8 protein-coding genes are annotated in these 13,218 nt (G+C 41.7%); 5 read left to right on the plus strand and 3 right to left on the minus strand.

The window, feature by feature from the left end; all coding sequences use genetic code 11:
• Window positions 1-88: 88 nt before the first annotated feature.
• Together ABJV04_RS18615 and ABJV04_RS18620 are read right to left on the minus strand one after the other, a co-directional pair.
• Window positions 89-688, minus strand: a complete 600-nt coding sequence (locus tag ABJV04_RS18615; RefSeq protein WP_348493108.1) for a sigma-70 family RNA polymerase sigma factor — start codon at window positions 686-688, stop codon at window positions 89-91.
• A gap of 93 nt (window positions 689-781) precedes the next feature.
• Complete coding sequence (locus ABJV04_RS18620) at window positions 782-2,623, minus strand: VWA domain-containing protein (protein WP_348493109.1); 1,842 nt, start codon at window positions 2,621-2,623, stop codon at window positions 782-784.
• A gap of 340 nt (window positions 2,624-2,963) precedes the next feature.
• Here ABJV04_RS18620 and ABJV04_RS18625 point away from each other — a divergent pair, with 340 nt between their 5' ends.
• The 3 genes from ABJV04_RS18625 to ABJV04_RS18635 are packed head-to-tail and all read left to right on the plus strand — an operon-like array spanning window position 2,964 to window position 10,505.
• Window positions 2,964-4,073 (plus strand): efflux RND transporter periplasmic adaptor subunit, encoded by a 1,110-nt coding sequence (locus ABJV04_RS18625; RefSeq protein ID WP_348493110.1) that lies wholly within the window; start codon window positions 2,964-2,966, stop codon window positions 4,071-4,073.
• A 14-nt stretch (window positions 4,074-4,087) separates the two neighbouring features.
• A complete protein-coding gene (locus tag ABJV04_RS18630) occupies window positions 4,088-7,444 on the plus strand; it encodes an efflux RND transporter permease subunit (RefSeq protein WP_348493111.1) in 3,357 nt (1,118 codons plus the stop codon).
• A complete protein-coding gene (locus tag ABJV04_RS18635; RefSeq protein ID WP_348493112.1) occupies window positions 7,437-10,505 on the plus strand; it encodes an efflux RND transporter permease subunit in 3,069 nt (1,022 codons plus the stop codon). Before ABJV04_RS18630 ends, ABJV04_RS18635 begins: the two co-directional genes overlap by 8 nt.
• Before the next feature lie 141 nt (window positions 10,506-10,646).
• On the opposite strand, the gene ABJV04_RS18640 is transcribed toward ABJV04_RS18635, so the two are convergent.
• Window positions 10,647-11,051 carry a TerB family tellurite resistance protein gene (locus ABJV04_RS18640; protein ID WP_348493113.1) on the minus strand — a complete coding sequence of 135 codons (405 nt, stop codon included), beginning with the start codon at window positions 11,049-11,051 and terminating at the stop codon, window positions 10,647-10,649.
• Between the two features lie 74 nt (window positions 11,052-11,125).
• On the opposite strand from ABJV04_RS18640, the gene ABJV04_RS18645 reads away from it, so the two are divergent.
• Both ABJV04_RS18645 and ABJV04_RS18650 read left to right on the plus strand, forming a co-directional pair.
• The gene (locus ABJV04_RS18645; RefSeq protein ID WP_348493114.1) at window positions 11,126-11,704 is read left to right on the plus strand and encodes an RNA methyltransferase; all 579 of its coding nucleotides are present in this window, start codon (window positions 11,126-11,128) and stop codon (window positions 11,702-11,704) included.
• Between the two features lie 107 nt (window positions 11,705-11,811).
• Window positions 11,812-12,984, plus strand: coding sequence for a hydroxymethylglutaryl-CoA reductase (locus ABJV04_RS18650; RefSeq protein ID WP_348493115.1), 1,173 nt, complete (start codon window positions 11,812-11,814; stop codon window positions 12,982-12,984).
• Window positions 12,985-13,218 lie beyond the last annotated feature (234 nt).

The raw sequence follows: 13,218 nt of genomic DNA on the forward strand, positions 1-13,218 counted from the left end.
TAATTTGGAGGGGGCGGGTTTGTCTTGAGATTGATATATATTACTTACATCTTTATCGACTATATCGTCATCTGAGGGGTGTTGATTATTATTCATGAGAGGCAGCCTCCGATCCCCAGTCGGGCATTCTTTTAGATAAACAGTCTTTTAATTGACCATAGGCATAACGCAATCGGCTTTTGGTTGCTTCTTGGGACGAGTCTACAACCTCAGAAATTTGTTTTACCGTTAGCGTCGATTCTTCTTTAAGTAAAAACACTTCCAATAACTTCACCGGTAACCTTTGCATACAATCGTTTAAAAAGTCCCTTTGCTTATCCGCTATCAACGTTTTCTCCAATACCGTTTGATGAGCTTCATCATCACTAGCTTGACCATCCACATCATCAACAGAATCATCAATCACTTTTTCAACAACTCGTAAATGTCTAACTTGATCAACCACTCGATTACGCGCCATCGTATATAACCATGTAGAAAATTTAGCGTTTGCTTCAAATGACTCAGCATTGTCAATTACCTTACTCCAAGTATCCTGAAATAAGTCCTCAGCTAATGGCTGATCTTTCAATTGTCGCAATAAATAGCGATACAAACCGCCCTTATGTCGCTCATATAAAAGCTTAAACGATGCTGCGTCTCCACCAGCAAATCGTTTAAGCAATTCTTCATCTACTACTTGATTCAAACGAGTTTATCTTCCCTAAAATTAATAAGAGGTCACCAAACTTAATCTTTGCGTCTTATTTTCTTTATTTAGCTTTTGTTTTTCAATGCTAATCTAGCCCTTAATATCTGTTGGCTCTGCATTATTAACGTTCTCTGCATTTTCTGAGCGCAAAGTTTTAGCCATTCTCACTAAAGAAACAAATTCAGCACGGTAGCCATAATCATCCTTACCTTTGTTGTCATTGGCAAGCGCTATCACCTTTTCTAAATCCAAATTACCAGTGTATTTACTATTTCTTAATAATTGTGCAAAACCCACAACCGAAGTAGCAAATTTAAAATCAACAGATTGTGCATCAAAATCAGTAATAGTTTGTTTTTCAATTACTTGGTCAATAAGAATACTGTTATCGTCGTCCAAAGGCTTATAACGTAGTTTGACATGCGCCAGCTCGTTACCCAAGTTAGCATCGCTATTTTGATTACGTTGTTGATAACGTAGCTCATCGTTGAACTTAGCACCATCTTGCAATACCACTTCATAAAATGCAGTTACCGTATGGCCATCACCTATTTCTCCAGCATCCACCTTATCGTTATTAAAGTCTTCGTTATTCAACTTACGGTTCTCATAACCAATTAAACGATATTCCGCTACAGTATTAGGGTTAAACTCCACCTGAATTTTCACGTCACGGGCAACAGATTGCAAAGTGGCATTTAATTCTTCCACCAGCACTTTTCGCGCTTCCTGCAAGGTGTCAATATAGGCGTAATTGCCATTACCTTTATCAGCCAATTGCTCCATCAAATGATCATTGTAGTTGCCTTGACCAAACCCTAATGTGGTTAGTTCAATCCCCTGCTCTTTTTGTTGTTCCACTAATTCGATTAATTGTTGATGATTCACCCTGCCAACATTGAAATCGCCGTCAGTAGCAAGGATCACCCGATTCACGCCGTTATCCTTGAAGGCCTGCTTTGCCAACTTATACGCAAGCTCAATTCCCTCTCCACCATTGGTAGATCCACCAGCGGATAAACGATTCAAAGCCTGCTCTATTTTTACACTCTGGTTCGCCTCGGTAGGCTCTAAAACCACACCAGAGGCCCCAGCATAAACCACAATAGCAACACTATCCTTTGCCGTTAATTGTTTGCTCAGCATAGTCAGTGCTCGTTTAACCAAAGGGAGCTTATTGGCCGAGTTCATAGAGCCAGAGACATCCAACAAAAACACCAAGTTTTTATCCATCGATTGAGCCTGTTGATCAAGTTCAGCCGATTTACTGCTTTGCTGTTCATTTACAGAATGCGCCTTTAAACCAATTCGCATCAACAAACGTCCTTCATTCCAAGGAGAGTTTGCCACCTGCGTATCAATAACAAAAGGATGACTAGATTCACTAGCCACTGGATACTGATAATCAAAGTAATTCACAAACTCTTCAATTCGTATGGCATCTGCAGGGGGTAGCCACCCTTGATTCAACATTCGTCTAGCGTTGCTGTAGCTACCTGTATCCACATCAATTGAAAATGTAGAAACAGGCACATCTCGGGTCATAAACACCTGGTTTTCTTCGTGTTGCTGATAGTTTTCAGTAAACGTCGGATTCTGGGGCTCTTGTGGTGGGTAGTAGCCAGGTGAAGTTTCTGCTAAATCAGCCATCGTAAATAACTGAGACTCAAGTCGATGGCGAGCTTGTAACTTACCTTGGGTTCTCACTTGAGCTTCTGCTCGATGAGCAGCCACAGCGATTCGCTCAGCTTCAGCCATTTTTTCAGCTTGATTGCTTTGTTTATCACTTTCGTAAGTTGAGCAAGCCGCAAGACTAAAAGCCAGGCCAGTGGCGACAAATAAATGGCTGAGTTTACCAAGGCTAAATCTATTTTTAATTGCTGTATCCAGAGATGACTCTGTTGTTGAATTGACTGATTTAATAGTGTTCATTTTTATTCCTTTTATACGTCGTTATTTGTACCAACGAATGAATATTAAAAAGGGGTTATTTATTTTTCAGTATTCAACAAAATTAGCTCTTGTTGCTTTTTCACTCAGCTATTAGCAAATCAACTAAGTATTAGTAAATTTCACCACAAACAATTAATCAAATTCACAAAAAAATTAAACACCAAGCATATCTATATGATTTTTATATGTTTTTCTCTATGGCACGGTGAGTGCTTAGTAAAAGAATAAAGACCCTCTTTCGAGTAGTCATTGACAACGACGTTATGCAGATTGTCGTTACAAATAAATTTAAAATGTTTGGTTAACTTTGGAAAATACAATGGACGCTAATAATTATCACAACCATGTTGCAATTTCATGCTCTTCTCTCAAGCAGTTATCACTGGCGGCTTTGCTTTGTTCCAGTTTCTTATTAACCGCCTGTGGACAGGCAGAGGCCAATAAGAATGAACAAGCCGAAACGGAAAAAGTGGCGGTTATTCCAATTCCGGTTGAAGTGAAGGCTTTAGCCCGTGGTGATATATCCTCCAACTATGCAACAACGGCAGTGCTGGAAGCGAAAGAAGAAGCCTTTGTTGTTGCCAGAGCATCGGGGATCATTGACCAAATATTAGTTGAAGAAGGTGATTACGTTGAAAAAGGTCAAGTTCTCGCAAAATTAGATCCCGAACGTTACGAGTTAAACTTGTTACGTGCAGCTGCGGATTTACAAGGTATTGAAAAAGAGCTCGCCAAAGTAAACAAGGTGTACCACAAAAAACTCATTAGTGATGATACCTACGACAAACTAACTGCCCAGTATGAATCTGCAAAAGCAACCTTAGCCCTAGCCAAACTCGATTTGAAAGAAGCAACCATAGTCGCGCCTATCAGCGGATATATAGCCGAACGCAATGCAAAAGTGGGTAATCTTACCGAGTCGTTCCAGCGCGAGCGCATGTTTCATATAGTTCAACAAAAACAGCTTTACGGCATTGTTTATTTGCCAGAAAAAGAATTGTCTCGTGTACACAAAGATCAACAAGCGAGCCTGCTTCTATCGGCGCTGGACAATACAACCATCAACGCCTTTGTAGAACGAATCAGTCCTGTCATCGATGCCAAAACCGGAACCTTTAAAGTAACCCTTAGAGTGCCAAATGAAGATAACCAGTTAAAAGCAGGAATGTTCTCTCAAGTTAGTTTAAATTATGACACCCATCAAAACGCAACTCTATTGCCTCGCAAAGCTTTACTCGCCATCGACGATAAAACCAATGTGTTTGTAGTTGACGCAGACGGCATTGCTAACAAAATCGCCATTAAGGTTGGTTACCAAGAAGGCAACTTTATAGAAGTAGTCGAAGGTCTCACAGGTGGTGAAAAAGTGGTGGTAACCGGCCATCAAAACCTCAAAGACAAAGCCGTTGTTGAAATCGTTAACAGCTAATTGAGGAATACATTATGAATCTAATTGAAATTGCGGTGAGACGTCCGGTTACCGTGTGGATGTTCACCTTAGCGGTACTTTTATTCGGGTTTGTTTCTCTATCACGTTTATCCTTGAATCTGTTACCTGAATTATCTTATCCCACCCTCACAATCCGCACAGATTATGTTGGCGCCGCCCCTGGTGAAATAGAACAATTGGTTAGCAAACCCATTGAAGAAGCGGTTGGCGTGGTTAAGGGGGTTCGCAAAGTAACCTCGGCTTCAAAAGCAGGACAGTCAGATGTGGTTTTAGAATTTGACTGGGGTACCGAAATGGACATGGCCAGTTTAGAGGTTAGGGAAAAACTCGATGTGTTGTTATTGCCCTTAGATGTCAAACGTCCTTTATTGCTGCGCTTTAATCCAAGTTTAGATCCCGTCATGCGCTTCGGACTGGGCGCTAACAAAACCACTTCAGAAACCTCGTCCCCTACTAGTTCTTCTCCATCCCAATTAGCTTCGTTGAACGAAACGAGCATGGATGAAGCAAGCATGAAGCGGATCCGAACTTACGCTGAAGAAGATATTAAACGTAAACTGGAGTCCGTTGAAGGTGTTGCTTCTGTACGTGTTGGCGGTGGTTTGGAAAATGAAATCCATGTGCTCATTAATCAGCACCGCACCAGCCAATTAAACATCCCCTTAGCAGAGATCATAAAACGCTTAAAAGATGAAAACGTCAATGCATCTGGCGGCCGCGTTGAAGATGGTTCACAAGAATACATCGTTAGAACCTTGAATCAATTTCAATCGTTAGACGATATGCGCAATTTGTATATTGCCACCCGTGATGGCAGACACATTCGTTTAAGCGATGTTGCACAGGTGAACAGCGCCTATAAAGAGCGTTCGTCCGTCACTCGATTTGATGGATTCGAAGGAGTTGAAATTGCCATTTATAAGGAGGGCGATGCCAATACCGTTAATGTGGCAAACGCCGTTAAAGCTAGACTCGACACCTTAAATCAATCACTGCCAGCAAACTACCAAATCCAAATGGTTTACGATCAATCTTTATTTATCGCCAGTGCTTTAGATGAAGTCAAATCAGCGGCCATTATAGGTGGCATATTAGCCATGTTTGTGTTGTATTTTTTCCTGAAAAATATCTGGCCAACCTTAATCATCTCCATATCTATTCCCGTATCCATCATTGCCACCTTTAACTTAATGTATAGCTACGATATTAGCTTAAACATTATGAGCCTTGGCGGCATTGCTTTGGCTATTGGTTTATTGGTAGATAACAGTATTGTGGTATTGGAAAACATCGATAGGCACAAAAAACACAATGCCAATACTTTAGAGGCTGCCGCGAAAGGCACCAAAGAAGTATCAATGGCCATAGTCGCCTCTACCCTCACCACCATGGCGGTATTTTTCCCATTAGTCTTTGTTGAAGGTATTGCTGGTCAACTATTTAGCGACCAAGCACTAACGGTAACCTTTGCATTAGCTGCATCACTAGTGGTCGCGTTAACCCTTATCCCAATGTTAGCGGCAAGAGAAAAATCTCAACACTCAGGTAAAGAACTAGACCTAGGCCCTCGACCGGTTAAACAAAAACCCACAGGTTGGTTAAACCTAACGGGCTATTATTTGCTATTACCACTAACGCTTTTAGTAAAGTTGATTTTTTATGTGATCCCCGTGTTACTAACCAGCATTACGTTGAGCCTGTTTAAGGGGCTATCCAAAATACTAGCATTGATATTTAAACCGGTATTGTGGGTATTTGATAGATGCTACAAAGCAATAGCTACAGCTTATTACCATAGTCTCAATGTGGCTATGCAGGCACGCCTTGCCGTCATTGGTATTGTACTCACCTGCTCGGCTTTATCCCTACTACTTTTGCCTAAAATCGGGTTGGAACTGATCCCTCCATTAGCCCAAGGGGAATTCGATGTTGAAATTACCTTACCCACAGGCTCTAAATTAGACAATACCGATGCCGTGCTGGCAGCCCTAGCTACCTTTACTCAACAGCAACCGCAGGTAGAACGTACCTATTCATTAGCAGGCACTGGCAGTTTAATGAATGCCTCCCCCTCACAAGGTGGTGACCATTGGGGCAAATTAAACGTGGTAATGGCAAGTGAGGCTTCACCTGCTGATGAACAGCAAGTAATTGCAGCTATGCGCAAATATTTAAGCACGCAAGCCGGTGTGCAAAGTAAGTTTGGTACACCTGAGCTATTTAGTTTTTCCACCCCTCTTGTGGTAGAAATTTCTGGATACGATTTACAAATGTTAAAACGTTACGGTGACAAGCTAGCCCAAGAATTATCTGATAATGGTCGATTTGCCGATATCAAAAGTTCATTGCAAAACGGTAATCCGGAATTAAAAGTGTTGTTTGACCATGCCAAGCTAGCGCAATTAGGCTTAAATGCACCTGATGTTTCCAAATTAATTGCGGGCAAGATTGGCGGTGAAGTGGCGAGTCAATTTAGTATTGACGATCGTAAAGTCGATATATTAGTTAGAAACCAAATTACCCAGCGAGATTCAATTCAAGATATTTCGCAAATCGTAGTTAACCCAAACAGTGACAATGCCATCCCGTTGGCGGCGGTAGCCTCTATTGAAATGTCTGTAGGCCCAAGTGAAATCACCCGAGTAGGTCAACAACGAGTGGTATTAGTCAGTGCTAACCTGAATTACGGTGATTTAGGCGCGGCGGTAATTGATGCGCGCTCAGCCATAGAAGCCGTTAATTTACCGGTCAGTTTACAAGCGAGAGTCACCGGTCAAAGTGAAGAAATGGAAGCAAGCTTTAATTCTTTATACTTGGCATTAGCGTTGGCGATTTTTATGGTGTATTTAGTTATGGCCTCACAATTTGAGTCCCTACTTCACCCATTCTTAATTTTATTTACCGTGCCCATGGCCTGTGCAGGATCAATTTACGGGTTATATCTAACCGGCACGAATATCAGTGTAGTGGTATTTATTGGTCTTATTATGTTGGCAGGTATAGTCGTTAATAATGCCATTGTATTGATTGATCGCATTAATCAACTTCGTGCAAAAGGCGAAGACAAAATGACAGCCATCAAACAAGCTGCCAATAGTCGTTTACGACCTATTCTTATGACCACACTCACCACTATTTTGGGGTTGCTTCCCATGGCGATTGGTTTAGGTGAAGGTTCGGAGATTCGTACCCCCATGGCTATCACGGTGATTTTTGGTTTGTTGTTTGCAACCTTCTTAACCTTGTTTATGATCCCCGTGTTGTACAGCCTCTTTGACCGTAAGTCATATGTGCCAGAACACAACAAAACCTCAACACAACAAGTTAAAAGTGAGGTGGTATATGGATAAGTTTGCCCACGCAGGTGCTGCATTGGCAAGTTTTGCCATACGACGTCCAGTCACTATCTCCATGTTATTCTTTTCGTTGTTAATAATGGGATTAGCAGCGAGTAAAATGTTGCCTTTGGAAAAATTTCCAGGCATCGACTTTCCAGAAATTTTTATTCAAGTGCCATACAAAGATGCGACTCCGGCGGAAATCGATAAAATGATCACCCAGCCGGTGGAAGAAGCTTTGGCGACTATGTCGGGGATCAAACGTTTACGCTCCCGCTCGACAGAAAATAATGCCGAGATTCAAATTCGTTTTGATTGGGATGCCAATATCAAAGCTAAAAGCATTGAAGCTCGCGAGAAAATCGATGCCATTCGCCACCTATTGCCAGAAGATGTAGAACGGGTATTGGTATTTAAATTTAATTTAAACGATATGCCGGTTTTTCAACTGCGATTATCCAGTGACCGCGATATATCCAATTCCTATGACTTACTAGAACGCAACCTTAAGATGCCCATTGAGCGCATTAAGGGAGTGTCAAAAGTCGAATTGTACGGCGTTCAGAAAAAACAAATTTCTATTCGATTGGATCCTCAACGTATTGCGGCGCTGCACATTGATACCGGCAAACTAACAAAAACCCTGAGAGACGCCAACTTTTCCATGACTGCTGGCCAGTTTTTTGATCTCGAGCAAAAAATCACCGTTAATCCGGTGGGTGAATACCGTAGTAAACAGGAAATTGCGGATCTTATTATCCAACCCAATGTGCGCTTAATGGATATTGCTACGGTAAAATATGAAACCCCTAGAGCCGAAGAAGGACGCCATTTAGATCGCACCCATGCTATTGGTCTAAATATCTTTCGTGAGTCAGGTGCCAATTTAGTGGAAGTATCCGATGCCGTTATGCAAGAAATTGAAAAAGCACGGAACAGCACTGCCTTTAATGGCATCAACTTATTTATCATGGATGATGAGGCCGACTCAGTGACCACATCCTTACAAGACTTGCTGAATTCAGGTCTAATTGGCGCGGCGCTATCGATTATTGTGTTGTATTTGTTCTTACGTAATCTCGCCACCACTCTTGTGGTGGTATTGTCTGTACCTTTTGCAATTTGTATCACTCTAGCCTGCATGTATTTCTTAGGTTACACCCTCAACATATTGTCGTTAATGGGCTTGATGTTAGCAGTGGGCATGTTGGTAGATAATGCGGTGGTCGTTACAGAAAGTATTTTTCTAGCCCGTGAAGACGAGCCTGATCCAGTAGAAGCCACCAAAAAAGGCGTCGGCTTGGTAAGTTTGGCGGTAATAGCAGGTACAGCCACCACTGCCATTGTATTTTTACCGAATATTGTTGGTGCCAAAGAAGAAATCACGGTATTTCTGGAGCATGTTGCCGTGTCCATTTGTATATCATTATTTGCCTCACTCATTTTGGCACAAACCCTGATCCCGCTGTTGACTACAAAGTTAAAAATAAAACCCAAAGCCAAACAACAAAAACCGTCAAAAATGAAAGACTTGTATGAGTCAATCTTAACCTGGACCTTAAAAAACCAAGGAAAAACCGCTTTGATTGCAGTACTTATCCTAGTAAGCACTATGATCCCCATGTCCCTGTTAAAAAGCGACGAACAAAACAATGGCAACAATGGCCGTATTTGGTTGAATTATAATGTGCAAGCAAACTACAACCTCAAAGAAGTGGAAAAGACAGTGGCTAAAATGGAGGAGTATTTATATGCCAATAAAGAACGATTTTATATTAAACAGGTGTATAGCTATTTCACCACAGGAGAAGCCGTTTCTGGCCTAACCTTAGAAGATGATATCCCGATGAAAATTGCAGATCTTAAAACCTTAATCAAGGATGAGTTTCCTGCATTTGCACGGGCAAAACCCTCCTTTCAATGGGACCAAGGCAGTGGTGGCGGAGTCAAAATATCGCTATTTGGACAGTCATCTGAAACTCTAATGGAAATCGCCAATGATATCGTGCCTGTATTAACAAGCGTTGAAGGCTTAACCGACGTTAAAGCAGACATAGATGGCCAAAATTTTGAGTTACAAATTAAAATAGATAGAGACAAAGCCTTTCGGTTTGGATTAAACACTCAGGATGTGGCAAACACTATTAGTACGGCGTTACGAGGCTCAAATCTACGTACGTTTAGAAATGCCAGTAATGGCGAAATCGATATACGTTTGCTCTACGATGAAAGCTTGCAAACCTCCATTGACGCTTTGCGCAACTTAATTGTATTTAGAAACCTTGAGCAAAATGTAACTTTGGATATGTTGGCTGATTTAACAGTGAAGCCTAGAATGTCCCATATTCAACGCGACGGCAGACAAACCGCTTTAAGTATTGGTGCAAACCTAGAAAGTGATCTCACCATTGAAGAAGCACAAGAGCGAATTGAAGCAATTATGGCGAATGTACAACTCCCCAATGGTTATTCTTGGGCGTTAGACGGCAGTTTTCAGCGCCAAGATGAAGACGAAGGAGTGATGATCACAAATATGATCTTAGCCGTGTGTATGATTTATATTGTCATGGCGGCTCTTTTTGAGTCCTTACTGTTACCGACTTCGGTACTAACGTCGTTGATTTTCTCGTTTACCGGAGTCTTTTGGGCATTCTTGATTACTGGTAATCCCATGACCGTAATGGGCATGATCGGCATGTTAATTTTAATGGGCATAGTGGTGAACAATGGCATTGTGCTGGTTGACCGAATTAATCAGTTAGTGAATCAAGGCATCGCTGTGCAACAAGCGATTATTGAAGGTTGCCTGACTCGCGTTCGGCCAATCTTGATGACCGTTTCTACCACAGTGCTGGGCCTTGTTCCTTTAGCCCTAGGTGACGTTAGCATTGGTGGAGACGGGCCGTCTTATTCTCCTATGGCGATTGCCATAATCGGTGGTTTGATATTCAGCACCGTTACCAGTTTGTTCTTAGTCCCTTTAACTTATTTATTGTTACTCAAACTGCGTCGCAATACTTTAGAGATGATCGCGGATAGTAAGCAACTGGTGGCTAAGGTAACTGGTGCTTAACAGCTCTGCCTGTTAATCGATGCCCTAAGAGCTAATTACTGCTCGCGGGGTTAAGGGCTATTTAAGGGCTAAGGGCTGTTTATGGGCTAAGGGCTTTTTACCGGCTAAAGGCTTTAGCCCTTACCCCATAGCGGTTAGCGTTTAGCGTTTATCGGCTAATTTATCCATTAGAAAGTCGATGGCGGCTTTTTCAGATGCAACCAATTCACCATCGGCTTGGGAAATATCCTCGGCCAATTTTAAAGCTTGTAATTTCATTCCAGTATCTGACAATAGATTTGCGCGGTGAGCTAAAAAGTTTTCAATTTCATCCTCCGCAATCGCATCGATGACTTTCTTCTCGAGAGTCACATAATAATCCAGTTTATCGATTTCACTGGACCATTCCAGTTTCGCTAACCAGTCTTGCATGTACCGTCTTTCTTGTTCATCTATGACGCCATCAATCATCACAAACATAAGTGCTATATCAAATAACGCCTGACGTTGAATTTGATCTGTACACTGACCTAAGTCTAAAGCTTGAATAAATATAGTAAACCTCATCAACTTGCTCCATGGTGTTTTATAATCCAATCTAAAGTATCCTAGTCCAAACTATCATAATCTGCTAATCAAACATGGCCAAATCTGCACAACAACATCAATCTAATCATTGCATTGTCGGACTCATCAATCCCAAAAGCCCAACAAATGTAGGGGCGGTATTGCGCGCTTCAGGCTGTTATGCTGGCGAAGCAATTGTCTATACTGGAAAGCGCTATGAGCGCGCTAAACAGTTTGCTACAGATACCAAAAATGCTCAGACACACATTCCGTTAACGGCCAAAGTAAACATATTTGATGACTTACCTGATGGTTATCAAAAAATTGCCTTTGAATTGGTAGAGGGAGCGACACCACTACCCCACTTCCAACATCCAGAGAAGGCAATCTATGTATTTGGGCCTGAAGACGGCTCAATTCCCCAACCAATCCTTAACCAGTGTGACGATATTGTATATGTGCCCACCATAGGCTGTATGAATTTAGCCGCCTCAGTGAACGTGCTTTTATATGACCGAATGGCTAAACAGCAAGATACAGTTTATTCCGATGAAATTATTCGTCACAGTCGAGATACCAATAACAAACTTAAACGAAAAACAAATTCTGCTAATAAAAAAACAGCTAAGGCATCGACAGAACTAAAAAATTAACAAATAAATAACATAGTAGCTTTCTAAATAGACATATTTATGTATTAATTGAATTGCAGCATGGTTTCACGCTGTTTACATCACATCGATAAAAAAGGAACGCTACTATGTCTGAAGATACTCGGATTCCCCGTGACCCAGAGAATGATCACACTGTTGAAATGGCAAAAGTTCGTCGGCAGTTTTTAAAACAAAAAACTGGTGCCGATATGAAATACACAGGTGAGTTCAGTATTGACCCAGGGGTTCTACCGGGCAATGTAGAAAACTTTATTGGTATCGTGCAAATGCCAGTGGGCATAGCCGGTCCAGTGCAAATTAATGGTGAAAATGCCAAAGGGTTATTTTATGTTCCCCTTGCCACCACTGAGGGTACCTTAGTAGCCAGTTACAGTCGTGGGATGCGAGTAATTAATGAGTGTGGCGGGGTAAAAACCACCGTAGTAGAGGGCTGGATGCAGCGTGCTCCAGCCTTTATCTTTGAAGATGCCAGACAAGCCCGTGATTTTGGTCAATGGGTAGAGCAAAATTTCGAACACATAAAAGCGGTGTCCGAGTCCACAACCAGTGTTGGTAAATTAGAACATATTCAACAATGGTCGGTAGCAAAAACCCAGTATTTACGGTTTAACTACACAACAGGTGATGCTGCGGGTCAAAACATGGTGGGTAAAGCCACTCTTGTTGCCTGCGAATGGATTAAAGCCAACTCTCCAATCCCGTGTATGTATCTGCTTTCTGGCAACATGGATACAGATAAAAAGCACTCCCACTTAAATATGCTGCACTCCAGAGGAAAGCGGGTCATTGCCGAAATTGTACTGAAAAAAGAGGTATTAGCGCGGGTAATGAACGTGGATACAAAAGTGTTAGCTGGAGCAACAACACTGGCCAATAACGGCGCTCAATTAGCCGGTGCGGCTTATAATGGCCCTCACTCGGCCAACGGTATTGCTTCATTATATATTGCCACCGGTCAAGATGAAGCCAATGTGGTTGAGTCTCATGCTGGTATGCTATCCCATGAGCTACTTGATAACGGTGATTTTTATTTAGCCGTCACCCTTCCCTCGTTAATAGTGGCAACCTTTGGTGGTGGAACCGGGTTACCCACCCAACATGAATGTTTACAATTATTGGATTGCGTTGGCAAAGACAAAGCCAATAAATTTGCCGAAATCGTTGCTGCAACTGTGTTAGCTGGCGACATCTCATTAGCCTGTGCGGTCATTGCCGGTCATTGGGTTAGCAGCCATGACAAAATGGGCCGAAATCGTTAAATTTTATTAGGTTATTAATAAACTCAGATACGGGCTCGTGAAACACGAACCCGTATTTATTCAACTGACCGTCAAAAATTGCCTATAGATTTTTATGCTATTTACCTTCGCTAGTTACCTTAGTTATCTATTCTTTCACTGCCCGTTTAAAAATATTTTTTAAGATCATTTAAACCTTTTCATCTAAGCCCTCGACTTACTCTCTGATTGTTCCAATAATTTCAGAGAAAAAAA

Origin of the sequence: Aliiglaciecola sp. (assembly GCF_039982535.1) — a bacterium.
Taxonomy (GTDB): domain Bacteria; phylum Pseudomonadota; class Gammaproteobacteria; order Enterobacterales; family Alteromonadaceae; genus Aliiglaciecola.

Bases quoted from the DNA above. Each gene is read 5' to 3' on its own strand.
- ABJV04_RS18620 (WP_348493109.1), bottom strand. From the start codon at position 2,623: ATGAACACTATTAAATCAGTCAATTCAACAACAGAGTCATCTCTGGAT.
- ABJV04_RS18625 (WP_348493110.1), top strand. From the start codon at position 2,964: ATGGACGCTAATAATTATCACAACCATGTTGCAATTTCATGCTCTTCT.
- ABJV04_RS18630 (WP_348493111.1), top strand. From the start codon at position 4,088: ATGAATCTAATTGAAATTGCGGTGAGACGTCCGGTTACCGTGTGGATG.
- ABJV04_RS18635 (WP_348493112.1), top strand. From the start codon at position 7,437: ATGGATAAGTTTGCCCACGCAGGTGCTGCATTGGCAAGTTTTGCCATA.
- ABJV04_RS18640 (WP_348493113.1), bottom strand. From the start codon at position 11,051: ATGAGGTTTACTATATTTATTCAAGCTTTAGACTTAGGTCAGTGTACA.
- ABJV04_RS18645 (WP_348493114.1), top strand. From the start codon at position 11,126: ATGGCCAAATCTGCACAACAACATCAATCTAATCATTGCATTGTCGGA.
- ABJV04_RS18650 (WP_348493115.1), top strand. From the start codon at position 11,812: ATGTCTGAAGATACTCGGATTCCCCGTGACCCAGAGAATGATCACACT.